Below are 25,492 nucleotides of genomic sequence, written 5' to 3' on the forward strand. Positions count from 1 at the left end.
TTACACCTCGAATTTAAAGTTGTTTTTCTAAACATGTAATGAAGAAACCATCTGAATGATAATCATCCGGATAAATGGTTAATTCTTTGTCGTCTCGATCTTCCTTCAACGCTAAAGCCGTTGGCGTTTCAATCACTTTGAATTCAGGATGTGTTTCAACAAATTGTTTAACAACATCTTTATTTTCAATATCCAAAATAGTACATGTACTGTAAGTTAAGCGACCACCGTTCTTTAAAGTTGGTGCCACTTTGTCTAAAATAGCTAATTGAATTTTTTGTAGATTATTTGAATCAGCCAATGTCTTCTCATATTTAATCTCTGGTTTACGACGTAATAAGCCAATTCCGGAACAAGGTGCATCAACAAGAATAGAATCAAAATACTCATTATCAAATTCTTCTGAAATTAAACGTGCATCTAAAACCATTTCTTCTACAACACTAGACAAACCTAATCGTCTGGCATTATCACCAATTAATTTAACTTTATGCGCATGAATGTCTAATCCAACAACCTCTCCAAATAGAGATTCATCTAAAAATGATGCAATATGCGTTGTTTTTCCACCAGGTGCGGCACAGGCATCCAAAACTTTATCACCCGGTTGAATATTCATTGCGTCAGCAACTAACATTGCGCTTTCATCTTGAATTGTGATTAAGCCATCATGGTACACGCCACTGTCGGGAGCAAATCCATTAGTCACTAATAAGCCAACTGGTGAAACCTGACTGCGTTTAACGTCGAAGCCTTCTGCTTCCATTTTTTCAATCACTTCTTCAACTGTCGCTTTAGTTGTATTCACTCTGACGGATTGATCAGGTGCCTCATTAATTGAAGCCAACATATGGGTCGTTTTCTCCAACCCAACTTGTTTAATTAATTCATTAACCAACCAAACAGGTGTACTGCTTTCGATACTCAAACGTTCAATATCATCTTTGATATCAGAAATTGGGCGAATACCTTCGCGCTCAATGGCATGTAAAACACCCGTTACGAATTTACGTGTTCCTGCATGACCTTTTCTCTTTGCAATTTCAATCGATTCATTAAAAATTGCTCGAGTTGGAATTTTATCAAGGTAGTGCATTTGATAAATGGCACTCAATAATAATTCTTGAACCCAATTATCCATTTTGGCAGGATTCTTAACAAATGGTGCCAACCAGTATTCCAAGGTTAGTCGTCTTTGGATAACACCATAAACCAGTTGTGTTAATAAATGCGCATCGCGAACTTCCATATGGTTATTCTTGATTACCTGATTCAATGCAATATTCGAATAAGTTCCTTGTTTAGCAACTCTCGTTAAAAGATCGACTGCTAAGAATCGGGGCGTTGTTTTTAAATCAGTTTTCATACATCAATCACCTGTTGTCCTTCTTTTATTCCTTGTCCACTACCATTTAGATAGTCAACAATGGTTTGTTTCGATTTACCATTGGGTTGGAGTTCGTTAACTGCTAACACCGTTCCATTTCCACACGCAATTTTAAGTAACTTCTTAGCTACTTCAACGACTTGACCAGCCGCCAATTCAGTTTTTTCGTCTAAAACAGTAACATCCCAAAATTTAGTTCTTTTACCTTTCAAAATCGTATATGCGCCAGGTACTGGTCTTAAACTACGAATTTTCCAGTCAATTTCTTTAGCCGTCTTTGTGAAATCAAGTGCCTCTTCTTCTGGTTTAATTGTAGGAGAGAAAGTAACCTCATCTTCATTTTGTGGTATCGACTCACTCGTCCCATTAACCAATTTTGGTAATGCTTCTAAAAGTAACTCTTTACCCAATAAACTTAATTTTTCAAACATTGAACCAGAATCATCATTATCTTCAATTTTAATAGTTCGATGACTAATAATGTTTCCCGCATCCATTTGTTTAACCATGTAAATAATAGTGATACCTGTTTCTTGCTCACCATTCATAATAGCATATTGAATAGGTGCGCCTCCGCGATATTTAGGTAATAGTGACCCATGGACATTAATGGCACCAATTTGAGCAGCCGCTAATAATTTTGTTGGTAAAAATTGTCCAAATGCTGCTGTTACTAAAAAGTCTGGTTTCATCGCAATAACTTCGGCCATTTCGTCACTACCACTTAATTTTTCTGGCTGTAACACTTTAATACCGTGTTTAACTGCTACTTGCTTCACTGGTGACTGAGTCAAAACTCGTTTACGACCAACCATCCGATCCGGTTGAGTCATAACAGCTTTCACGTCGTACCCGTTCTCTATTAAGCTTTCTAAAATTGGTGCTGAAAATTCTGGTGTTCCCATAAATACAATTGACGTCATAGTTTCTCCTTAACCTAAATAAAGTTTACTGGTTCAGAATCAATTGTTAATCTTAAGCCTTTACGAACTTCGGCTTGTGATTTTGTCATTAATTCTCTTAATCGTTCTTTTAACTGTTCTTCTGATTTATATTTAATAACGACTTGATAATAAAATCGATTATTAACTCGCATAATTGATTTTGGCGTCGGACCAAGAATGATCGCTTTATCCGACAACGCAGGTTTCAAAAACTGAACGGCCTCCAACATTTTCTTAGCCGCGCCCGCTTCATCCGTGTAGCTCGCAGTGAGCTGGATTGTGTAGTAATACGGCGGATAATTTTCCATGTGCCGGACGGCCATTTCTTTTCTATAGAACGATTCATAATCATGATGTTTGGCATATTGAATGGCATAATGATCCGGATTAAAGGTTTGAACAACGACCTGTCCTTCCTTATCAGCCCGACCTGCCCGACCACTCACCTGCGTTAATAATTGGAAGGTTCGTTCACTCGACCTAAAATCCGGTAGACTGAGTGCCGTATCAGCATTTAGCACGCCGACCAACGTTACGTCAGGAAAATCGAGCCCTTTTGCAATCATTTGTGTCCCTAATAGAATATCGGCTTCTTTAGCACCAAATTTAGCTAGAATTTTCTCATGGGCACCTTTTTTACGTGTTGTATCGACATCCATTCGTAAAATTCTAGCTTCTGGATATAAGGTTTTGAGTTCTTCTTCAACTTTTTGTGTACCCGTACCATAATATCTTATTTTACGACTATGACAATTGGGGCAAATCTTAGGAATTCCCTCCTCATGACCACAATAATGACATTTCATCGTATGCGTATCCATATGCAATGTCAAAGAGGTATCGCAGTTAGGGCAAGGTAAAACAAATCCGCAATCTCTGCACATAACAAATGATGAAAATCCACGACGATTTAACATTAGAACCGTTTGTTCTTTTTTTTCAAGTCGTTTGGTAATTTCATTTCTAAGTGGTTCAGAAAAATTACTTTCACCCGTATTTTTCATTTCTTCTCTCATGTCGACTAGCGTCACTTCAGGCATCGGTTGCCCATTAATACGTTGTGGTAATTGTAACCACTCATACACACCCTTTTGAGCCCTAGCACGAGATTCGAGTGACGGTGTTGCACTTCCTAATATTACAGGACAATGGTGTCTCTGACTTCTCCAAAGAACAATGTCCCTTGCATGGTATCTTGGTGTCTCTTCTTGTTTGTAACTTGATTCATGTTCTTCATCCACAATAATAACGCCAATATTATCTAGAGGCGCAAAAACAGCTGAGCGTGCACCAACAACAACTTGGGCCTCTTTGCGTTCAATTCGGCGCCACTCATCGTATCGTTCACCATCAGATAATCCACTATGCAAAACAGCAACCAAATCACCAAAACGAGACTTGACCCGTTTTACCATTTGCGGTGTCAGCGCAATTTCCGGAACAAGCATTAATGCCGTTTTACCAAGTTCCAGTGCCTTCGCAATGGTCTGTAAATAAACTTCCGTTTTACCACTTCCGGTAACTCCTTGAAGTAAGAAAGTTTTATTTATTTCAGTTTTAATCGCCTCATCAACGGCTGCTACTGCAATGTCTTGATCAGGTGTCAGCTTCTGCATACCAGTTGATTCAATAACTGTATCTTTATAAGGATCCCGGTAAACTTCTGTCTCAATTTTTTTGAGCCAACCATTTTTAGCCCCGGACGTGATTGTTGCTGTTGTTATACCTATTTCTTTAACAACCTGTTTTTGTGGTATCAACTTATTTTTAGATTCCGTTAACGACTGGAGATAATTAACTAATAAATGCTGTTGTTTGGCATTTTTACGTAAGCCACTTTTAATGTCTTCATAAGCTTCAAATCCAAGTTCGGGTTGAATAGAAAGTTGCATCTTAAACTTTGCTTTGTTACCAACTTCATAAATTAACTCAGCTTTTCCAGCTTTCGTAAGTTGCAACAACTCTTTCATTAATTCCGCATCCATGTGTTCTGAATCAAATTCAATCGAATCGTTACCTTGAAATAATTTATCTTGTAGACTCTCATCTATTTCGTCAATCAACTGAATTCTTTTTTTGTACGTGGCACGCATAACACTTGGTAACACCATTTGTAACGCAGTAATTCGAAATGAGAAGGTTTCATTAGCTATCCATGCGGATAAATCTAACAATTCGGTATTCACAACAGGTTTAAGATCCACAACTGATTGAATAGCCTTCACGTCACCATCAAACTGATTATTATCAATAATTTCGATTACAAATCCTTGAACAAGTCGTTTTCCATTACCAAACGGAACAACAACACGCATACCAATTTCAATCTGATGCGTTAACAATTCAGGAATTGAATAAGTATAAGGTTGGTCCGTTTGCATCGTGGGAACATCAACAATAATTTTTGCGAACTGTGTCATACCAAAACCTCCTTTCTTTTGATCAACTGCTTATTTTTTTAAATCACTAATAACAACATTGAGTAACTCTCTGGCAATTTGTTTTTTACTTGTTTGCTTAATAAATATATTTTCCATCTGCGGTCTAAGTAACGTCACTTCATTATCATTACTATTAAATCCAATTGCAGCGTTTGAGACATCATTTAATACTAATAAATTTAAATTTTTCTTTTCTAATTTTTCTTGCGCATTTATTAATCCGTTTTGAGTTTCAGCCGCAAATCCAACTAAATATTGATCTTGCTTAATTTTACCTAACTGTTTTAAAATATCTGGATTCTTTTCCAAGGTTAGCGTCAGCGTATCTTCGTCTTTTTTAATTTTCTGGTCCGCTACATTTTGAACCCGATAATCCGAGACTGCAGCTGCCATAATTAAAATATTTTGTTCATCGAAGCGGCGAGTAATTGCTTCGGATAACTCTACTGCCGTTTTAACTCGAATGGTTGTAATACCAACTGGATCTGGTAATTTGCTTACACCGCTAACTAAGGTAACGTTAGCGCCCAGCTTTTGAGCTTCAATAGCAATTGCGAACCCCATCTTACCTGAAGAGTCGTTACCAATAAACCGAACTGGGTCAATTCTTTCTTGAGTACCACCCGCGGTAACTAAAATATTTTTACCTTTTAATGGTTTATTTTTATCGCTAAAATTAGCATTAACCACCGCCATGATTGTCTCCAACTCGGGGAATCGGCCCTTGCCTGAATAACCTTCTGCTAAAAATCCAGTCTCCGGTTCAATAATCTGAACGCCGTCTTGTTCTAATAATCTAAGATTGCGTTGCATCGCTGGATTCATTAACATATGTTCATTCATTGCAGGCACAATAACTTTGGGTGCCTCGGTTGCTAATAACGTCGTTGACGCGAAATCATCCGCAATTCCATTGGCCATCTTAGCAATCATATTTGCTGTTATTGGTGCTACAACCATTAAGTCTGCCCAATCCGCGAATTCAATATGGGCAACATGTTCAGATTCTTTTTCTGAAAAAAGGTCAGTTAACACATTATTTTTACTTAATGTTTCAAAACTTAATGGTGTCACAAACTTAGTAGCCGCATTTGTCATGACAACTCTGACTTCTGCGCCTTGTTTAATCATTGATCGAACTAATCCTAAACTTTTATAGGCCGCAATACCACCCGTTATAATAAGACCAATTTTTTTATTTTCTAATGTCATTCCATGTTACCCCCATATCGAATTTATATTAGTTTCTATTGTATCAATTTTCTACGAAATAAAATAGGAGCTAGGACAATTAGCTTGTCTTAACTCCCTTTCATTTAATTGAATTAACGAATATCTTCTTTTTCAACTGGATCAATAATTAAATCACCGGTAACGACTTCTTCCAAAGCACGTCCAACGTTTTTAATTGATTTGTAACTTGAGAGCATTGGTAAAGCACCGGCGTCTAATTCATGGGCACGTTTACTTGCTAACATAATTAATGAGTATCTTGAATCTACTTGTTTTAATAAGTCATCGACTGAAGGATATAAAATCATTTAAATACATCTCCTAATTGTTTTCTATAGTCAGGTAAGAATCGTTTTACACGCCAACGTTCAGCTTTTATAATTGTTTGAATTTTCTCAACAGCGTCATTTATTTCATCATTAACGACCGCGTAGTCATAATTCTGCATCATATCAATCTCACCAATGGCTTTTGTCATTCGTTTATCAATTGTTGCAGAATCATCTGTTCCACGTCCCGTAATTCTCTGTCTTAATTCCATTAAATCAGGTGGTGTTAAGAAAATAAATAAGCCATCAGAAATTTTTTCTCGAACTTGCATAGCACCTTGTACTTCAATTTCAAGAAAGACATCTTGACCAGCGTCAAGCATCTTATTTACATATTTTAACGGTGTTCCATAGTAATTGTCAACATACTTGGCATATTCTAGCATACCGCCCGTTGAAATTTCGTTCTCAAATTCTTCTTTTGACACAAAATGATAGTCAACACCATCAACTTCTCCCTCTCGCATTTTACGAGTGGTCATTGAAATCGAATAAAGAAACTTATTGTCATCTTGATCAAAAATCGCTTTTCTTACGGTTCCTTTACCGACCCCTGATGGACCAGATAGTACGATCAACATTCCACGATTAGCCATTAATTTTGTAAACTCCTCTAAGATAAGTATTAATGAACAGTATGCACTTTTTACGTCGATTATTCAAGTCCTTTATCCGCTACAATGGGCTTTTACAAATTAACTTAAATTGATACTTGCTTTATCGAACATTTGTTCGTATAATAAAAATACAAACAAATGTTCGGGGAGGACTTTTATTATGCAAAATAAACAGCAGACAACTATTCAAACAATTGGATCAACGCTTCAATACTCATATCACAAAATTTTTGATTTAGATGATTTCGTTTTAAAACCACAAATGCCTCAATTTCAGTTGGAACTCTTTACTGAGAAAGTTTTAGCCATGAAGAAAACGATCATTCTACAGTTAAACCCTTCTGGATTCCAAAAAGAATTCCAAGAGCTTCGTGGTACTTTATACAGACATCCAGTCTCAGCTCAATTAATATTTAAAACGCAATATACCAACGTTACTTATTTGCTTAATGATGATCAACTTCGTTACATTGCTTTACTTGACTCAATATAAAAATGGCCATTTTCTATTTAACTAGAAGATGACCATTTTTTTATTTACGCTTAATTGTCGCTGGATCAAATTTTCTTTGGATCAGTGCCAAAATTGCATCGGCAATTACTGCCATTAGGGCAGTTGGTAATGCACCTGCTAAAATAATAGCAGCACCGTCCGTAGCATTTGTTCCTCGAATAATAATATCTCCAAGACCACCTGCACCGATGAAAGAACCAATCGCCGTAATACCAATGGCAACAACTAACGCATTTCTAACACCAGCCATAATAACTGACAATGATAATGGTAACTCAATCATATATAGAATTTGGAATCTTGTCATGCCCATCCCTTTACCAGAGTCGAGCACCCCAGGATCAACATTAATCATCCCTGAATACGTATTTTTCAAAATAGGTAGAAGTGAATATAGAGCTACAGTGACAATAACCGTATTAACGCCCAAACCTAAACCTAACATTATAATAGATAACATTGCCAGGGAAGGCACAGTCTGGATGACATTTGCGGCGCCAATGATAACGTCACTTAATCGGTGATGCTTCGAAATAAATATTCCAATTGGAATACCAATAGCTGCGGCAATTAAAACACCGTATATTGATATTAAAAAATGTCGTGTGAATTCTTGTAAAACGTACAATCCATTATTACCAAAATAAGACATTAACTGATCAAAAGTATTCATATTAATCACCCGCCTTTTCAAAGTAATGATGTTTCTCTAAGAATTGTTTTGCGACTACCGATGGTTCATAAAAATCATTATCAACTCTATAATTCAGCGATTGCATCGTCGACAAATCAATTTTATTTGTAAGTCGATTAATCAGTGGTCCTAATTCTGGATGTTTTTTCAAAATAGAATTATTTGCGACTAGACTTGCCGTGTATGGTGGGAAAAATTGACGATCATCTTTTAATATTTTCAAATCGTAACTTTTAATTCGCCCATCCGTTGAGTAGCCCAACACAACATCCATTTTACCTTTTGCAAGCGCACTATAAACTAACCCAATCTGCATGGGATAAATGTTTCCAAATTTAATATTGTATTCTTTTTGGAATCCATCATAGCCATCACCAATCCGACTAATCCAGTTAGCATCAACACCAACAGTTAATTCTGATTCAATTTTCTTTAAATCAGAAACTGTTTTTAAATTATATTTTTTAGCTGTTTCTTGCGTAACCATAAAGGCATATGTATCAGCAAAACCTAAGGTATCAAACCATTTCATTTGAAATCTATCCTCAAAGCCCTCTTTAACCATCTTATTAGCCTTAACAGTATCTTTTACGACCGGTTTATTCAACACGGCGCTTAAATCAGTTCCTGTATAACGAGCCGATGATACATCTGCATCACCATTTTTAAGTGCATTAAAACTTAACGTACCAGAACCTAAATTATTAATTAGTTCTACTTTATTATCTGATTCATGTTCAATTAATTGTTGCAGCATTGAACCAATAATTTGAGATTCCGTCGTCGATTGTGCCACAATTTTAATTGTCGACTGAGATCCATCTGTTAAACCAGGAAACCCGCAACTTGATAAACTTACGCCAACAAACAGAAGGCTTAAGCTAACAAGTATTTTTTTTATCGTTAATTTCATGTTAAAGCCCTCCTTAATTTCTGGTTGTTTTTGTTGTTAGTTTTTTTTCAACTTGTCCGAGTATAAAATCAACTAATAAAGCTAATAAAATAACTGGAATCGTTCCACCGAGAATTAATTTTGGTTGGTATAGGTTCAACCCATTAAAAATCATATCACCTAATCCGCCAGCACCAATGTATGAAGCCAACGTTGCCCAAGCAATGACATACGTCGCAGCTAACCGAATTCCTGACATAATAACTTGCGAAGCCATTACCAATTCAACTTGCATAATAGATTGCAAGTTAGTCATTCCCATTCCTTTTGCGGCATCTTTCAACACTGGATCAACACCATTAATCCCAATATACGTATTTCTCAAAATTGGTAGTAATGAGTAAACAAACAATGCGATAACGGCTGGAAATTTACCAATTCCAAATAATGGAATCATCATGGCCAATAGAGCCAAGGCAGGGATTGTTTGCAACATACTCGCAATTGCAATCACGACACTTGCCGTTTTGGGTAATCTCGTTAATAAGACACCTAACGGAACGGCTATGACAACTCCGAGGAACAGTGCCATCCCAGAAATTTCAATATGTTCCCATAATTTCGAGATAATCATCGCGCCATATTCTTGTAAAAATGAAGTCATTATTAACCCTCCTTCGTTGAACTTGGGTTATTCTCGTTCGTAGTTTCAGTTGTTGTTCCTGATACCTCTTCATGCGGTGCGCTATTTTCATCACCCCAAAGTGCATCATAAACAATATCAACTAACGTTGCCCGGGTCACAATCCCGACCAAAATACCTTCTTTGTTAATAACTGGTACGTTCTTAAAGCCACGTTTTAAAATACGTTCAACAGTATCACGAACTAATGAATCTTCTTTTACATAAAAAATATCTTTGTTCATAATATCGCTAACGCTACTTGACGTATTAAAATTATAATCTAAACTCTCAATATCAATATAACCTTTCAAAATACCGGCATCATCAGTAACCAATAATGTATCAACTCGACGATCATGCATCAAACGAATAGCCGTTACCAAAGATTTACCCGGCGTAATTGACACCGGATTAGCCAACATTACCTGTCCAACCGTTGTAATACTTGGACGCGCTTGAATCAATCTATCTTGTCCAATCAAGTTTTCAACGAATTTATTGGCTGGGTTTTTCAAAATATTATCTGGCGTATCTGCTTGAACAATTTTACCCTCAGACATAACAACGATACGTGTTGCCAATTTTAAAGCTTCATCCATATCATGCGTCACAAAAATAAATGTTTTACCTAGACGTTCTTGTAAATCCTTAACTAAATCTTGTAAAGCTTCTCTAGTAATCGGATCAAGTGCACCAAAAGGTTCATCCATTAGTATAATATCTTGATCAGCAGCTAGGGCACGGACAACCCCAATTCTTTGTTGTTGCCCACCTGAAAGTTCAGATGGGTAACGGTCCAGATATGATTCAGGCAACTCAACTAATTCAATCATTTCCTTGGCACGTTCATTTCTTTTTTCTTCGGGCCATTTTAACAATTTTGGCACCAATGTTATGTTTTCACGAATCGTCATATGTGGCATTAATCCAATATTTTGAATAACGTAACCAATTTGACGACGTAATTTAACTGGATCCATTTTCGCGATATCTTTACCGTCAATTGTGATTGTCCCGGACGTTTGCGTCAACATCCGATTAATCATTCTCATTGTGGTTGTTTTACCCGAACCTGAAGTTCCAATAAAACAGATAAATTCGCCATCTTGAACCTCTAAATTAAAATTATCTACAGCTTTATTACCTTTATAAATTTTTGATATATTGTCAAACTTAAGCATATTAACACTCTCCTTTTTTATAACTAGTTATTACCCAGTTATAAAGTTACCTTGGTCTAATTATTTTTTTGGGCCATATTCAATAGCTCTTCGGCATGTTTAACGGTTAACTTAGTAATTTCAGAACCAGCCAACATGCGAGCTATCTCTTGAATTCGTTCTTCTTTAGACAATAACTTAATAGATGTTTCTGTACGTTCACCAATAACTTCTTTGGATATAAAGTAATGGTGCTCACTAATCGCAGCTACCTGTGGCAGATGCGTAATACATAACACTTGTGAGTTTTGAGCAATTTGACTAATTTTTTCAGCAATTGCTTGCGCAACACGACCACTAACACCCGTATCAACTTCATCAAATATGATACTCGTAACACCTTGCGTCTTAGAAAAAATAGTCTTTAGCGCTAACATCATTCGAGATAATTCGCCACCCGAAGCAATTTTAGCTAGTGGTCCCATTGTTTCCCCGACGTTCGTCTGAATATAAAATTCAACTTTATCTTGTCCTGAATTATTCAATTGATCTAACGTCTCAAATTTAACTTCAAAGATTGCCTTATCCATATAGAGCTCACTTAATTGCTTGTGTACCTCTTTTTGTAAAACAAGAGCCGCCTTTTTTCGCGTTTTAGTTAATTTATCAGCTATTTTTTGAGCTTCTTTTTTGGCCAAGTTAACCTGATTGTCTAAATTATCAGCTGTCCCTTCAGTCGCCTCCATTTCAAATAATTCATCTGAAATGGTTTTTAAATATGTCAAAATTTTTTCAACGGAATCACCATATTTATGTTTTAACTGAACGATAATTTCGAGTCTATTTTCGATCTCGTTTAATCGTTGTTCGTCCCACTCTAAAGCATCCAATTGTCGTAACAAGTCACTGGAGGCATCTTGTAACATATAATAAGCTGATGACAAACGCTCCGCTAACTCTTTGTATTCGCTATCCAAATTATCAATCTTTTGCATATTAGACATTGCCACACCAACACGATCAACCGTATTCTCATCCTCACCTGATAATGCTTGGTAACTGGCATCCAACGATTGGTTAATTGTTTGAAAGTTCTCTAATCGCTCTTTTTCAGCGCTAAGTAACTCTTCTTCGTTTTCAATTAAATCAGCGCTCTCAATTTCATCTTTTTGGAAATGTAACATATCTAAGCGTTGTGCCCATTCATTTTGGTTCGTTTGTCGCTTAACTTGTAATTTGTGTAAGTTTTGATATTGTTCAAACGCATCTTGATACTTTGCTGTCAATGTTTGAATATCATTTTTGATATATTCATCTAGCATGCCTAAATGTTTGTCTTGTTGCATTAATTCTTGATGTTCATTTTGACCATGAATATCAACCAATGTTTCACCAATTGATTTAAGCGTACTCGTATTGACCAACATCCCGTTGATACGACAGATGTTTTTTCCAGATCTATGTATTTCGCGTTGCAAAATAACAGAATTGTCATCATGTCCAATACCTAGTTGATCTAATTTTATCAATGTATTTGATTGTTTCGCCGGAATAAATAGACCTTGAAGGACCATTTTTTTTGCGTCTTTTCTAATAAATTCTTGTGACCCTCTACCGCCTGATAGAAGACCTAATGCATCAATAATAATTGACTTTCCGGCACCCGTTTCACCCGTTAAAACAGTCATATTAGCCATAAAATCGATATTCAAAGAATCAATAATGGCAAAATCTTTGATTGTCAATTCTTGTAACATACGTTCACCCCTTTAAAATAAAAAAATCTGAAACAGAATGTCACAGATTTTTCGTTTGTTTATTCAATTACGATTTCATTTATTATTCTACTTAGTTTCAACGCGTCTTTATTTGAGTGACAAATAATTAACGCGGATCCATCTCCACCTACGGTCCCAAAAACAAATGAATAGTTCATTTGTTCAATTAACGATACAATTGCTGGTCCACTTCCCGGGGTCACCTTAATAAGACACATTTCATTTTGAACATCAGTTGAAATAAAAGCATCTTTCAGCGTTTTTGTTAATTTTTTTTCTGTATTTAATTGTTTTTGAACAGGTAAGTTATAACTATAGGTCCCATCAGTAGCCGGAACTTTAATTAATTGCATTTCTTTAATATCCCTAGAAATTGTAGCCTGTGTGACGGTTATACCTTCTTTTTTAAGCAAAATAACAAAATCTTCTTGTTTATCAATATTATTTGCCTTCAATAACTCTCGGATATAACGTTGTCGTTCTTGCTTTTTCATTAAAGTCCCCCCAGCCCTTGACCCATTACTTATGCAGTAAGTATAACGTAATATTGATGATTGTTAAAGAAATTCACTTCAAATCCTCATTTAACGGCATTCAAATTATCATATGCGTCAGCTAAGGTTGCATCAATACTGACCTTATCCATAATGACACCTTGTTCATTTGTCGCCGATTTTAAATGGATTAAAAATTCAATGTTACCTTCGCCACCCTTGATAGGTGAGTAACTTAGGTCCGCAACATCAAACCCAGTGGCAACAGAGAATTGAACAATGTCTTCAAGAACTTTACGATGAATTTTTTCATCTCGCACAATCCCACGTTTTCCAACATTTTCTTTTCCGGCTTCAAATTGAGGTTTAATTAGTGCTACAACGTCCCCATTTTCAGTAATAATTTTCTTTAGAGCAGGTAAAATGAGGTGTAATGAGATAAATGACACATCAATTGTCGCAAAATTAGGTTGTCCAGATTCAAAATCTTCTTTTTTACTGTATCTAAAGTTAGTATTTTCCATAACCACAACCCTTGGATCTTGTCGTAATTTCCAAACAAGTTGGTTTGTACCAACGTCTAATGCATAACTTAATTTTGCCCCATTTTGCAAGGCAACATCAGTAAATCCACCAGTTGATGACCCAATATCTAAGACAGTTTTATCTTGAACCGTCGCGTCAAAAACTTTAAGTGCCTTTTCTAATTTCAATCCACCACGACTCACATAAGGTAGTCTTTTACCTTTAAAATGAAGTTCCGTTTCTACAGAAATTTTAACACCTGGTTTATCCAAACGCTCTTCATTTTCACCCAATATTTCGCCGGCCATAACCGCGCGTTTAGCTTGTTCACGAGTTTCGAACAAGCCTTGTTGAACTAATAAAACATCAATACGTTCTTTTTTCATAAAGACTCCTAGTTTTTTAATTTAAAGTAGTGTAATAATTCTTCTAAGTACCCGGTTTCCAGACCAGTTTTTCTAAGATTTTGAATGGCTACCTTGGCTTGATCAATTACACTTCTCAACGTGTCATAAGATTGATCCAATCCGATTAGTCCAGGATAGGTATTTTTATTTTCCTGATTATCTTTATGCACGGCCTTGCCCATTTCTTCAGAAGTTCCAACAACGTCCATAATATCGTCATAAATTTGGAATGCTAATCCAAATTGGCGACCATATTGAATGAGCTCCGCCTGTTGTTCAGTAGTTGCATTCCCAAGTATACCACCCGCGTAAACCGAAAACTCAATTAAATCGCCCGTTTTACGTTTATGAACTCGTTTCAATTGTGCCAGTGATAAGACTTGGTGCTCACCTTCAATATCGGCTACTTGACCACCAACCATACCTTCTGGTCCGGCTAACTGGGCCAATCGAGACATAAGAGCCACTTTTTGTGCGTCGCCCACATCAGAACGACCAATCCATTCAAATGCCAATGTATTTAAGGCGTCTCCAGCTAAAATAGCCATACTCTCACCATAAACAATATGATTTGTTGGTTTTCCACGTCTCAAATCATCATTATCCATCGCGGGTAAGTCGTCATGAATTAATGAATACGTATGAATTAATTCTAACGCACCGGCCACCGAATAAACCCCGTTATCAATTTCATGATTAAACATCTGACAAATCACAAAAATTAATAACGGCCTCATCCTTTTTCCACCGGCCTCAACTGAATAAATCATTGATTCTTTTAAAGCTTTTTCAGTATCTAAATCCTGCAGGCGACCAACTAATTTATGATTAAATTCTGGTAAAATCTCATCAGAAAAAGTGGTTAAACTAATCATTTTTTGCATCCTGCTCAAATGGAATTTCTTCGCCAGAATCATTCATTACGCTTGTTAATGTCTTTTCTGCATTTTCAAGCATTTTTTGTAATTTTGAACTCAATTTAACCCCGTCTTGAAATTGCGTTAATGCTTTTTCCAATGGGACGTCTCCCTGTTCTAATTCCGTAACAATTTTTTCAAGTTCCACTAAGTTATCTTCAAATGTTGCTTTTTTTTCAGCCATCTAATGAGTCTCCTTTTCAATTTTTTCAATTTTCGCTTGTGCTTGTCCATCGGCAAGATGTAAGACAACTTTATCATCGACTTTCACCGATTCAACACTTTTAATAATGTTTTCACCCATGGAAACATAACTATATCCTCGGCCCATAATTTTCAATGGACTTAATAGGTCCAATGCACTTATTTTTTCTCCAACTTGTTGTTTCTTCGTTTCAAGTAGATATGTCATTACTTGACGGAGCTGCTTGTCTTGTTGCTGAACTTGGTCCTGTAATCGTTCCACTAGTTGTTGTGGATTCTGGTAACTTAACTGATTACGGACTTGTTCAAATTGTTGTTTTTTAACCATAATTGTTTGTTTAGTTATTTGCGTCAAACGCTGCGTTAGATTATCTAAATTTTGCAAGTAGCCTTCGTATAAACGATTAGGCTGTTGAAAAACATAAGACTGTCTAATTTTATTTAATTGCTGTCTTCTTAAGTTCAATAAACTTTGCGTTACTTGTAACAATCTAACTTTCAATTGATTAATTTTGATTAATTCATCGGCGTAAACAGGAACAGCCAATTCCGCTGCAGCCGTTGGCGTCGCCGCTCGAATATCAGCAACTAAATCGGCAATTGTTGTATCCGTTTCATGTCCAACCGAAGATATAATTGGAATCTGGCTATCAAATATTGCGCGTGCGACTAGTTCTTCATTGAAGGGCCACAAATCTTCTATTGATCCCCCGCCTCGTCCAATGATAATTGTATCAAAATTACCCAATTTATTAATTTGTTTCAAGCGTTTTATTAAGTCGCCGGCTGCTTTATCACCTTGCACAATAGCGGGAAATAAAACTAACTGAGCAATAGGATAACGTCTGTTAACAGTTGTCATAATATCCTTGATGACTGCTCCTGATGGACTCGTTATGACCGCAATTCGTTTTGGGTACTTAACTAACGGTTGTTTTGGTGCCGAAAAAAGTCCTTCAGCTTGTAACTTATTTTTTAACTGTTCATAAGCCTGATATAAGGCCCCAACACCATCTGGCTCCATTCGGTTAATATAAATTTGGTAGTTACCGGTCGCTTCATATAAAGATATACGACCCACAACTAGCACTTTCATTCCGTCCTCAGGTTGAAATTTTATTTTATCAAAAGCTGAACGAAACATGATTGCACTAATCTTAGCATGATCATCTTTTAGGCTAAAATACTGGTGCGCATTAGGTCGAGGGCGTAAGTTTGAAATTTCACCAGTTAAATAAACGGTCCCGAGATAAGGATCAGCATCAAATTTTTTTTTCAGATATGTGTTTAACGATGTAACTGATAAATAATTGTCTTTATCCAATTCCAACACTCCGTTTTGTTAATTCAATTGTTTGTTCCATCAACATTGCAATCGTCATAGGTCCAACACCTTTTGGTACCGGTGTTAAATATCCAGCAACATCAGCAACATCTTTATCAACGTCCCCGGCCAATTTGCCACTATCTAAGCGGTTCATGCCAACGTCTATTACAACGGCTCCCTGTTTTACATCCGCTTTCTTTATGAAGTTCGCTTGTCCAATCGCAACGACTAATATGTCGGCCTGTTTGGTTATCTCCGACAAATTTTGCGTATGACTATGCGTAACGGTTACCGTAGCATTAGCATTCAAAAGCAGTGCTGCCATCGGTTTACCAACAATATTACTACGACCCACAACGACTGCATTTTTACCTTTTACGTCAATATCGTATGCCATAAACATTCTCATAATTCCCATTGGCGTACAAGGAATTGCTAATGGATCATTCATAACTAACCGACCAATATTAACCGGATGAAAGCCATCTACATCCTTTTCCGGTTTAATAGATTCAGTTATTTTCTTTTCATTTATTTGTTTTGGTAATGGTAATTGTACTAATATACCATGAACGTCGGGATTTTCATTATACTCATTAATGAGTGCTAATAAGTCCGATTCAGATGTTGAGCTTGGTAATTTTGTGATGATTGATTTGATACCAATTGATTCAGCAACTCGATGTTTATTTTTAACGTAAATTTGACTTGCCTGATCTTCTCCAACTACAATAACGACCAATGCAGGGACAATCCCTTTTTTCTTTAAATTTTCAATTTCGAATTTCAAGTTATCAGTGGTTGTTTTCGCCAATTCTTTGCCATCAATTATTTTAACCATATTAGTACCTCTATTTCGTTTTTTACTTCTTATATTTTATCATATTTAAGACATTTATTTCTAAAAAAAAAGCGTTGCAAAAATGCAACACTTCTCAATTATCATTATTCATTTGTTTCTTCAGTTTCAGCTGGCATTTTTTCAACAACAGGATCTAACACACCGTTAATGAATTTTCTTGATTCATCATCGCTGAATTCTTTAGCAATCTCTAAAGCTTCATTCAAAGCAACCTTAGCTGGTACATCATCAATATAATTCATTTCATAGATGGCAAGTCTTAAAATGATTAAATCCGTATTATTCAAACGTGATAATTTCCAACGTGATGTTAGATTAGCCTCAATCACAGCATCTATCTCCGTTTGTTTGTCACTAACACCTGATACTAATGCTTCTAAATATGGTGGAATAACTGCCGATTCTTCATCAGGAACTTCTAACAACTCACGATAAATAGCTTCTCTCTCAGCATCTGGGTTAGATTTTAACGCAAAAAGCGCTTGAAATGCTTTCTCACGAATTGCATGTCTAGTTAATATTACACTCACTAATTTTCACCATCTTTTTCTGAAAATAAATCGTCCGTATTCAGTTTGTCGACTTCCTTTTCAGGAATAACCCCTTCAACATGAACATTCACTTCAATAATTTCTAAACCTGTCATAAACAATAATTGTTGTTTAATCTTTTCCTGCATCATCAGGGCCACTTTAGGTACAGACACCCCATAGTCAAGGTAAACAAAGACATCAATATTTAATTGATCATCTGCCAAGTCCAATTTAACGCCCTTACCAAGTGATTTTTTACGACCAAATAGTTCAGTTAAATTTTTAGCAATTGTTCCTCGCATTGAGTAGACGCCATCGATTTGATTAGCGGCTATTCCAACAATAATTTCAATCACTTCAGGTGCAATCTTAATGTCACCCAAAGAAGGTTCAGTACTTTTTAAAACAATATTTGTTTCTTCAGCCATAAGTTTTTACCTCCATCGATTTATTGTGCTCTGGAAATGTATGTCCCGTCTTGCGTATTAATAATTAACATTTCATCTTCATTAACAAAGAATGGCACTTGAACGACTAATCCTGTCTCAAGAACTGCCGGTTTAGTACCACCTGACTGTGTATTACCTTTAATACCAGCTTCAGTTGATGCCACTTTTAATTCAACCGTGTTAGGAACATCGACACCAATTGTTTCTGTTCCAAACATAATAACGTTAACCATCAAGTTCTCTTTTAAATAGTTCAACTGTTCGTGTACACGTTGTTCAGGTAATTCCAATTGTTCATATGTGTCCATATCCATAAACACGTAGTTACTACCATCCGCATAAAGATATTGCATTTTTTTGTTATCAATTTGTGCCTTTTGAACTTTTTCACCGGCACGGAATGTCTTCTCTTGTGCTGCGCCTGTACGGAGATTCTTTAATTTTGAACGGACAAAGGCTGAACCTTTACCTGGCTTAACATGTTGAAATTCAACAACACGCCATAAATCACCATCAACCTCTATTGTAACACCATTTTTAAATTCATTAACGGACATCATAAAGCAAATTCCTCCTAGTATCTCGTGTATCTCATAGTTCTAATAATAGCAATAATGAACATATAAAAGCAAGTTAAAGTCTATATTATCATTAATTTTTTATAAGAATCCGTTAACAATTGATGACCATTTTCAACAACCAAAATATCGTCCTCAATTCGTACGCCACCAAGTTTCGGCACATAAATACCTGGTTCAATTGTGATAACATCTCCGACCATTAAAACACCATTTTGGTCATTAGTCCTGATATTAGGTAATTCGTGAATTGATAAGCCAATCCCGTGACCGATACCATGATTAAAGTAGTCACCATATCCAGCCTCCGCAATCATTTCATTTGCGACCCTTGCTAACTCACTCAGTCTACAGCCCGGTTTAATTAGTGAAATAACATGTTTCTGTGTGATTAATACGGTATCGTATATTTTTTTTAATTCATCAGATATCGATCCGATAGCAACGGTTCTGGTTACATCAGACGTGTACCCCTGATAATAATACCCAAAATCAATCGTAATTAAATCTTGCTTTTGAATTTTCCGATTTGAAACTGTCGCGTGTGGCCACGTTGAATGAATGCCACTTGCCACAATTGTTTCAAATGATTCGTTTGATGCGCCTAAACTTTTCAAATAACTATCCAGTCGATTGGCGATTTCTATTTCTGTTTGCCCAATTTTCATTGTTCCAACAATGTAATCAAATGCTTCATCGGCCAGTTGTCCTGCCTTAACTAATTTTTCTTGTTCAAATTTGTCTTTAATACGTCGTAACTCCTCAACGATGTTAGTAAGTGATACTAAATCGCTCGTCAACTCTTCATCTAATTGCTCGTATTCTAAAAACGATATTGAAGACTCAAATCCCATGACGGTGAGTCCATTTTTTTCAATGATATCGGCTGCAACGCCCAGATAGTTCCGCGTAAATTCAATTTCAAATCTATTGTCATAATCTTCTAACGCCAATTCGTATCTAAGATCAGTGATTATAAATTGTTGTTTATCCGTAATTAATAATACACCGTCGCCTTCAAATCCACTCAGATAGTTTATATTTACGGTATCAGTTACCAAAAATGAATCAATTGAGAGATTTTCAAACGTTGATCTTAATTGTTCAATTCTATTGGTATTCATTTAAGTTCTCCTTTTTATGTACAAAAAAAGGAAATCTCTGTCATAAATGAAGAGATTTCCTTTAAATTATTATTATTCAGCTACAGGGTATACAGAGACTTGTTTCTTATCGCGGCCTTTACGTTCGAAACGAACGATACCATCGACTTTAGCAAACAAAGTATCATCTCCACCTTTACCAACGTTAACACCAGGATAAATACGTGTTCCACGTTGACGATAAAGAATTGAACCACCTGTTACTTCTTGTCCATCAGCTCTCTTAGAACCTAAACGTCTACCGACAGAGTCACGACCATTAGAAGTAGAACCCCCACCTTTTTTATGTGAGAAAAATTGTAAATTCATTAACATAATCAATGCACCTCCTTGTTATAGTTTATTATTTAAGTGTTAATTTAATGTAATCTTGATAGTTTTGCTCAATTGACTGTAGTCCTAAGACTAAACTTTCTAAAAGCAATTGCCCGTTAGGATTGGTTAACTCTGAATTCGGTAACTTAACTTTCATTAAGCCACCGTTTTCTTTGTCCATCTCAACCTCAGGGTCGATTTTAGCAATTTCGGTTAAACTGTTAACCGTATTAATGGTCAACACTGAAACCGCAGCACACACAATATCTTGACCATATTCACCAGAATCAGCATGCCCTGTTATTTCAAACGCATCGATGATTTTGGCATCTCTCCGGGAAACAACTGCACGTATCATACTAGTAACCTACTTTCAAAATTATGCGTTAATGGCATCAATAACAACCTTAGTATATGGTTGACGATGACCTTGTTTTGTATGAGAATGTTTCTTAGGTTTGTATTTGAAAGTAACAACTTTCTTTTCACGGCCTTGTTTTTCAACAGTACCAGTTACTGTAGCACCTTTAACAAAAGGAGCACCAATAACGGTTTTTTCGCCACCAACTAAAACAATTTCATCAAATGTAACTTTTTCACCAGCTTCTGCTGATAATTTTTCAATGTAAATAGCTTCTCCGGCTTCAACTCTAAGTTGCTTGCCACCTGTTTTAATAATTGCGTACATGTGTATTACACCTCCTTATAGATTACTTAGACTCGCCGTAATTTAGTGGTCAGATTACAATAATCCAACGCTTAAAAACTTAAAACGTGCGGTTGCAGTTGTGGTGTTCACAAATACAACGTTATTATAGTATCAAATGTAAGTTATTAAGTCAACGCTATCCTTCATTTTCAACAAAGAAATGTGTCAGATTAACGCCATTACTTGTGTCAACGCCTGTTATTTCTTTTAGTACTTTGGCAACGTAATGCGGTGTATAAATCATATCATCCCGCAACCAGCGCTTAATGAACCCTAGGTGGGCCGAAGCCACGTATGATACTTGTAGCTCATTAGGTATCTTAGAAACCTCAAAATCGCCAGCCAACTGCTCTCTGAAGTTATTCAAATAAATAACTAATCGATCATATACTTTATCAGAAAAAGCGACATCTTCTTGACTATTCAAAAGAACACCGAACATCATTGATTCATCCTGTAAGTAATTAAACACTCTGTCCAGGCAACAAACTTCCACTGGATTTGAATAGACATATTTTTTGTCCGGCGTTTGATTTGACATAATCATGATATTATCAAAAAAATCATCCAAAATTTCATCCATTGCTCGATCAATAAAATCCTGTTTATCATGATAATGTAAATAAAATGTTCCTCGAGTTACATTTGCCTCTTGAGTAATTTTTTGAACGCTAATATTTTCAACTTTATAATGCTGCATAAGTACTACTAATGATTTTTTTAAATTTTGTTTTGTTCTTTTTACTCTTGGATCATTAGAATCAACCATTTCCAACCTCTTCATTCATTTCAATTAGACTTAATTTCTATTTGTGTATATTACTCTATTAGTATAATACATTTCATTAAAAATTTCATTTACATTTAATATTGTTAAAAGAGTTTCCCTAATTTTGATTGACAAACACCGGTATTTTATCATATACTATTGGATGTTGTTATGACTTGGTAGCTCAGCTGGATAGAGCATCCGCCTTCTAAGCGGACGGTCGTGAGTTCGAATCTCACCCAAGTCATGGATAGTCACATTAGAACGATTTAAAAAAACAGGAATGCCTTTAAACGGGCATTTCTGTTTTTTGTTTTACTTGAGAAAGCACTAAAAAGCATAGGATGGTGAAAACATTTTGCGCTTTTTTTGCGCCTCAAACTTAATTATCTATTAGCATATTTATATCCAATTCTGACAAGTACCATTAAAATAATCAAAGATATGGTACTTGAATTTATTTATTCATTAATAACAATTGCCTGGAATGGCTTTAAAATATATATCCCTCCGACATTGTTATCATCAACGGAAATGTTAGAACATACTATTAGTCCTGGATTCATTAATTTAATTTCTTGTTCTTCATTTGATAAATTCACCAGAATCGTGAGCGTTTGACTATCGGTTTCACGTTTATACCCAACTACATCCTCGGGTACGTCTACAATTTCAAACAAATTACCGGATATAATTGTTTCATGAAATTGTATATCATTACGTAAAACCGCAAGATTTCTATAAAATGTTAATACTGATTCGTCGTTATTTTTTTCATCAGCAACGTCAATTCCTTTACGATCTGTTCCCATTGACAACCATGGTTTGACGCCTGAAAATCCAGCATATTCACTAGAATCCCATTGCATTGGAGTCCGTGCATTGTCTCGAGATTTATAATTAACAAGTTCTAGAGCATCATCCTCAGAGTATCCTTCACGTAACGCCATCTGATAGTTATTAATGGTCGAAACATCATTAAATTCACTGATAGTTTTTCGTTGCATATTCTTCATCCCGATTTCTTGTCCTTGATATATAAACGGTACACCGGGTAAAAAATAGTACATTGTTGCCAGTGCTTTGGCGGCAGTTGGTGTTTGATGTTCTTTCTTAACAATTAACTTAGATAGTGTTCTGGGTTGATCATGATTTTCTAACACATTGGCACTAATACCATGAGCATTTTCGATTGACTTTTGGCTATCAAAAATAGTTTTTTTCAAATCAGAAATAGTCCAATTTGATCGACCTTGATACCATTCATCAACATTTTTAACTTCAATATTTAAATATGAAAAATCAAATATCATTGAAAAGTAACCATCCTCACCGATATATTTAGGTAAGTCTTCAACAGGTACCCCGTATGCCTCGCCAATTGTGACTGCATCATATTTATCAAAAGTTTCCCGTTTAAGCTCTTCTAAAAAAAAGTCAATTCCTGGACGATTTTGGCCTTTTTTTATAACGGCAACTAGTCCATCATTGCCATCTGGTTCCAAACTTGCCCAATCCAAGTCTTTCTTCAAATGAGTAATTGCATCACAACGATAACCCGAAACACCTTTGTCCAGCCACCAATTAATCATATCGTAGATTTCATGACGTAATACTGAATTTTCCCAATTTAAATCTGGTTGTTGTCTAGCAAACGTATGAAAATAATACGTACCAGGTTCACCGGGCACTTCAGTCCAAGTTGAACCACCAAAAATTGAACGCCAATTATTAGGGACCTTACCATTAGTTGTTTTTTTAAAGATATAATAATTACGGTACTTACTATTTTTATCTGCTAGTGCTTTTTTAAACCAATCGTGTTGATCAGATGTATGATTAATTACTAAATCCATTACAATTTTTATATCACGTTTGTCACACTCTGCCGATAATCTATCAAAATCAGCCATTGTACCAAATTGTGGATCAATGGCTTGATAATCAGCAATATCATAGCCCATATCAACCATCGGCGATTTATAAATTGGTGAAATCCATAATATATTAATTCCCAATGATTTTAAATAATCGAGCCTTTCGATAATTCCGCCGATATCCCCAATCCCATCATTATTTGTATCTTGAAATGAACGTGGGTACACTTGGTATGCGATACTATTTTGCCACCACTTTGTTTTAGCCATATTAAATACCTCTTTCATTTTATAATTACTTATTTTCTTCAGCAATTTCTTTTTCGGCTTCTTCAGCTTCAGCAGAAGTTTCCTTAATAACCATCACTGATACAGCCCCAAATAGTAACATTATTGCGGAAACCATTAACATTTTAGGCATACTTGAACCTAACAATGGAAATAATGAGAAACTAGCAATAGATGCTACGATTTGAGGTAGACAAATTGATCCATTAAATAATCCAAGGTATGTCCCCATATGGCTGCCAGAGAGTGCATTTGTCAGCATAATAAATGGAAACGCCATCATTCCAGCCCACGCGATGCCAATTAATGTGAACGAGACAATTAACGCCATTTGACCGTGTATAAAAAATATCGTTCCAAATCCAATTGCGCCTAAAAATAAACTTAAACTATATGCTAATTTATGTTTATCATTGTGAACCTTGGATAAAACAAGCGACCAAATAACCGCTGCAACCGACTGGACAGCCGATAAAATACCAAACCAATTACCGGCCGATTGAAATCCGGCTGATGCTGCATCCGTAGTATGCCAAACATTAAACGCAACGGCCCCAGTTCCATATGTCCAGAGATACTGAAATCCCATCCAACAAAAAAACTGTACAAGCGTGATTGTCCAGAATACCTTTGGCGCTTTTTTCAAAAGCGTAATCATACTAACTTTTTCAGTATTCGCTTCTTCAGTAATCCCATGATAGATAGCATATTGTTCTGGCGTATATTCTTTAACTTTGAATACTGTAAATAGAGAACAGATTATCAAAATAATTGCACCAACATAAAACGAGACGACAACTGATTGTGGAATTACACCATTAGGCGCCACATTCGAGACACCAATAATCGTTAAAACGAATGGAAATATACTAGCCAACACTGCCCCAGTATTAGATAAGAAACTTTGAATTGAATAAGCAAAGCCCTTTTGATCTTCATTAACCATATCGCCAACCATCATTTTAAATGGTTGCATCGCGACATTAGAAGACACGTCCATAAACATAATTGCAATTGCCCCAAACATTAAAGCTGTTACTGACCCCGCTCCAAAACCAAAACTTCCTGAATTAGGTAGTAGGCACATTACAATAACGGCTACAACGGCACCAACTAAAAGGTATGGTATACGACGACCGAGTTTAGGCATCCACGTACGATCAGAATAATAACCAACAATTGGTTGTACTACCATTCCGGCTAGAGGAGGTAATATAAAGAAAAATCCTAACTTTGTTGGATCAGCTCCCAATGTTTGAAAAATTCTCCCCATATTCGAACTTTGAAGCGCAAATGCCATTTGAACACCTAAAAAACCAAAACTCATCATCCAGATTGTACTAATTGGCAATTTAGGCAGCGTGGCAGTTTTAACTACCGTATTTTTTTCATTATCCATTA

At 36.0% G+C, this 25,492-nt stretch carries 28 protein-coding genes, 1 tRNA gene and 1 other annotated feature; of the genes, 2 read left to right on the top strand and 27 right to left on the bottom strand.

Translation table 11 applies throughout. From position 1 onward, the window contains the following. Positions 1-13: 13 nt before the first annotated feature. The 6 genes from rsmB to gmk form a co-directional block, all read right to left on the bottom strand. On the bottom strand, positions 14-1,366 hold the full coding sequence (gene rsmB / locus N0K80_RS02575) for a 16S rRNA (cytosine(967)-C(5))-methyltransferase RsmB (protein ID WP_057973448.1): 1,353 nt from the start codon (positions 1,364-1,366) through the stop codon (positions 14-16). After that, the gene (fmt, locus tag N0K80_RS02580) at positions 1,363-2,310 is read right to left on the bottom strand and encodes a methionyl-tRNA formyltransferase (protein ID WP_269023682.1); all 948 of its coding nucleotides are present in this window, start codon (positions 2,308-2,310) and stop codon (positions 1,363-1,365) included. Before fmt ends, rsmB begins: the two co-directional genes overlap by 4 nt. A gap of 14 nt (positions 2,311-2,324) precedes the next feature. Next, positions 2,325-4,751 (bottom strand): primosomal protein N', encoded by a 2,427-nt coding sequence (priA, locus tag N0K80_RS02585; RefSeq protein WP_269023683.1) that lies wholly within the window; start codon positions 4,749-4,751, stop codon positions 2,325-2,327. A gap of 30 nt (positions 4,752-4,781) precedes the next feature. Next, positions 4,782-5,984 carry a bifunctional phosphopantothenoylcysteine decarboxylase/phosphopantothenate--cysteine ligase CoaBC gene (coaBC, locus tag N0K80_RS02590; RefSeq protein ID WP_269023684.1) on the bottom strand — a complete coding sequence of 401 codons (1,203 nt, stop codon included), beginning with the start codon at positions 5,982-5,984 and terminating at the stop codon, positions 4,782-4,784. A 113-nt stretch (positions 5,985-6,097) separates the two neighbouring features. Then, positions 6,098-6,313 (bottom strand): DNA-directed RNA polymerase subunit omega, encoded by a 216-nt coding sequence (rpoZ, locus tag N0K80_RS02595; protein ID WP_057973444.1) that lies wholly within the window; start codon positions 6,311-6,313, stop codon positions 6,098-6,100. After that, positions 6,310-6,930 (bottom strand): guanylate kinase, encoded by a 621-nt coding sequence (gene gmk / locus N0K80_RS02600; RefSeq protein ID WP_057973443.1) that lies wholly within the window; start codon positions 6,928-6,930, stop codon positions 6,310-6,312. The genes rpoZ and gmk overlap by 4 nt, the downstream gene beginning before the upstream one ends. A gap of 181 nt (positions 6,931-7,111) precedes the next feature. On the opposite strand from gmk, the gene N0K80_RS02605 reads away from it, so the two are divergent. After that, positions 7,112-7,444: a hypothetical protein gene (locus N0K80_RS02605; protein ID WP_269023685.1), complete on the top strand. Its 333-nt coding sequence runs from the start codon at positions 7,112-7,114 to the stop codon at positions 7,442-7,444. Positions 7,445-7,484: 40 nt separating this feature from the next. Here the strand turns inward: N0K80_RS02605 and N0K80_RS02610 are convergent, their stop codons facing one another. From N0K80_RS02610 to N0K80_RS02700, 19 genes are all read right to left on the bottom strand, one after another. Then, on the bottom strand, positions 7,485-8,147 hold the full coding sequence (locus tag N0K80_RS02610) for an ABC transporter permease (protein WP_284143995.1): 663 nt from the start codon (positions 8,145-8,147) through the stop codon (positions 7,485-7,487). After that, complete coding sequence (locus tag N0K80_RS02615) at positions 8,140-9,072, bottom strand: osmoprotectant ABC transporter substrate-binding protein (protein WP_146342861.1); 933 nt, start codon at positions 9,070-9,072, stop codon at positions 8,140-8,142. Before N0K80_RS02615 ends, N0K80_RS02610 begins: the two co-directional genes overlap by 8 nt. Positions 9,073-9,085: 13 nt before the next feature. Next, on the bottom strand, positions 9,086-9,715 hold the full coding sequence (locus N0K80_RS02620; RefSeq protein WP_269023686.1) for an ABC transporter permease: 630 nt from the start codon (positions 9,713-9,715) through the stop codon (positions 9,086-9,088). A 2-nt stretch (positions 9,716-9,717) separates the two neighbouring features. Then, positions 9,718-10,917: a betaine/proline/choline family ABC transporter ATP-binding protein gene (locus N0K80_RS02625; protein ID WP_112249699.1), complete on the bottom strand. Its 1,200-nt coding sequence runs from the start codon at positions 10,915-10,917 to the stop codon at positions 9,718-9,720. Positions 10,918-10,973: 56 nt separating this feature from the next. After that, positions 10,974-12,653, bottom strand: coding sequence for a DNA repair protein RecN (gene recN, locus N0K80_RS02630; protein ID WP_269023687.1), 1,680 nt, complete (start codon positions 12,651-12,653; stop codon positions 10,974-10,976). A gap of 59 nt (positions 12,654-12,712) precedes the next feature. After that, positions 12,713-13,168, bottom strand: coding sequence for an arginine repressor (locus N0K80_RS02635; protein WP_269023688.1), 456 nt, complete (start codon positions 13,166-13,168; stop codon positions 12,713-12,715). An 86-nt stretch (positions 13,169-13,254) separates the two neighbouring features. Next, positions 13,255-14,079, bottom strand: coding sequence for a TlyA family RNA methyltransferase (locus N0K80_RS02640; RefSeq protein ID WP_146342859.1), 825 nt, complete (start codon positions 14,077-14,079; stop codon positions 13,255-13,257). 8 nt (positions 14,080-14,087) lie between these two features. Then, entirely contained in the window at positions 14,088-14,975 is an 888-nt protein-coding gene (locus N0K80_RS02645; RefSeq protein WP_269023689.1) for a polyprenyl synthetase family protein, read from the bottom strand. Then, positions 14,968-15,201 (bottom strand): exodeoxyribonuclease VII small subunit, encoded by a 234-nt coding sequence (locus N0K80_RS02650; protein WP_269023690.1) that lies wholly within the window; start codon positions 15,199-15,201, stop codon positions 14,968-14,970. The genes N0K80_RS02645 and N0K80_RS02650 overlap by 8 nt, the downstream gene beginning before the upstream one ends. Then, positions 15,202-16,545: an exodeoxyribonuclease VII large subunit gene (gene xseA / locus N0K80_RS02655; protein WP_269023691.1), complete on the bottom strand. Its 1,344-nt coding sequence runs from the start codon at positions 16,543-16,545 to the stop codon at positions 15,202-15,204. It lies immediately after the preceding gene. Further along, a complete protein-coding gene (folD, locus tag N0K80_RS02660) occupies positions 16,538-17,389 on the bottom strand; it encodes a bifunctional methylenetetrahydrofolate dehydrogenase/methenyltetrahydrofolate cyclohydrolase FolD (RefSeq protein ID WP_269023692.1) in 852 nt (283 codons plus the stop codon). Before folD ends, xseA begins: the two co-directional genes overlap by 8 nt. 104 nt (positions 17,390-17,493) lie before the next feature. Then, entirely contained in the window at positions 17,494-17,940 is a 447-nt protein-coding gene (gene nusB / locus N0K80_RS02665; RefSeq protein WP_057973430.1) for a transcription antitermination factor NusB, read from the bottom strand. Then, complete coding sequence (locus N0K80_RS02670) at positions 17,940-18,371, bottom strand: Asp23/Gls24 family envelope stress response protein (RefSeq protein WP_112249685.1); 432 nt, start codon at positions 18,369-18,371, stop codon at positions 17,940-17,942. The genes nusB and N0K80_RS02670 overlap by 1 nt, the downstream gene beginning before the upstream one ends. A gap of 20 nt (positions 18,372-18,391) precedes the next feature. Further along, the gene (gene efp, locus N0K80_RS02675; protein ID WP_057973428.1) at positions 18,392-18,952 is read right to left on the bottom strand and encodes an elongation factor P; all 561 of its coding nucleotides are present in this window, start codon (positions 18,950-18,952) and stop codon (positions 18,392-18,394) included. Between the two features lie 80 nt (positions 18,953-19,032). Further along, positions 19,033-20,094: a M24 family metallopeptidase gene (locus tag N0K80_RS02680; RefSeq protein WP_269023693.1), complete on the bottom strand. Its 1,062-nt coding sequence runs from the start codon at positions 20,092-20,094 to the stop codon at positions 19,033-19,035. A gap of 72 nt (positions 20,095-20,166) precedes the next feature. Continuing rightward, the gene (gene rpmA, locus N0K80_RS02685; protein ID WP_083478911.1) at positions 20,167-20,454 is read right to left on the bottom strand and encodes a 50S ribosomal protein L27; all 288 of its coding nucleotides are present in this window, start codon (positions 20,452-20,454) and stop codon (positions 20,167-20,169) included. Positions 20,455-20,476: 22 nt separating this feature from the next. Continuing rightward, positions 20,477-20,806: a ribosomal-processing cysteine protease Prp gene (locus N0K80_RS02690; RefSeq protein ID WP_146342854.1), complete on the bottom strand. Its 330-nt coding sequence runs from the start codon at positions 20,804-20,806 to the stop codon at positions 20,477-20,479. A 21-nt stretch (positions 20,807-20,827) separates the two neighbouring features. Beyond that, on the bottom strand, positions 20,828-21,136 hold the full coding sequence (gene rplU / locus N0K80_RS02695) for a 50S ribosomal protein L21 (protein ID WP_186726294.1): 309 nt from the start codon (positions 21,134-21,136) through the stop codon (positions 20,828-20,830). Between the two features lie 18 nt (positions 21,137-21,154). Then, positions 21,155-21,240: a sequence feature (ribosomal protein L21 leader region), on the bottom strand. Positions 21,241-21,293: 53 nt separating this feature from the next. Then, positions 21,294-21,926, bottom strand: coding sequence for a TetR/AcrR family transcriptional regulator (locus N0K80_RS02700; RefSeq protein WP_269023694.1), 633 nt, complete (start codon positions 21,924-21,926; stop codon positions 21,294-21,296). A gap of 173 nt (positions 21,927-22,099) precedes the next feature. Between N0K80_RS02700 and N0K80_RS02705 the strand changes: the two genes are divergently transcribed. Beyond that, positions 22,100-22,173: transfer RNA gene (locus N0K80_RS02705), tRNA-Arg, on the top strand. Positions 22,174-22,387: 214 nt separating this feature from the next. On the opposite strand, the gene N0K80_RS02710 is transcribed toward N0K80_RS02705, so the two are convergent. Then, positions 22,388-24,073, bottom strand: coding sequence for a glycoside hydrolase family 13 protein (locus tag N0K80_RS02710; RefSeq protein ID WP_269023695.1), 1,686 nt, complete (start codon positions 24,071-24,073; stop codon positions 22,388-22,390). Between the two features lie 25 nt (positions 24,074-24,098). Then, complete coding sequence (locus tag N0K80_RS02715) at positions 24,099-25,490, bottom strand: SLC45 family MFS transporter (protein WP_269023696.1); 1,392 nt, start codon at positions 25,488-25,490, stop codon at positions 24,099-24,101. Between the last annotated feature and the right edge of the window lie 2 nt (positions 25,491-25,492).

It is taken from the genome of Dellaglioa carnosa (assembly GCF_026948345.1).
Classification (GTDB): Bacteria; Bacillota; Bacilli; order Lactobacillales; family Lactobacillaceae; genus Dellaglioa; species Dellaglioa algida.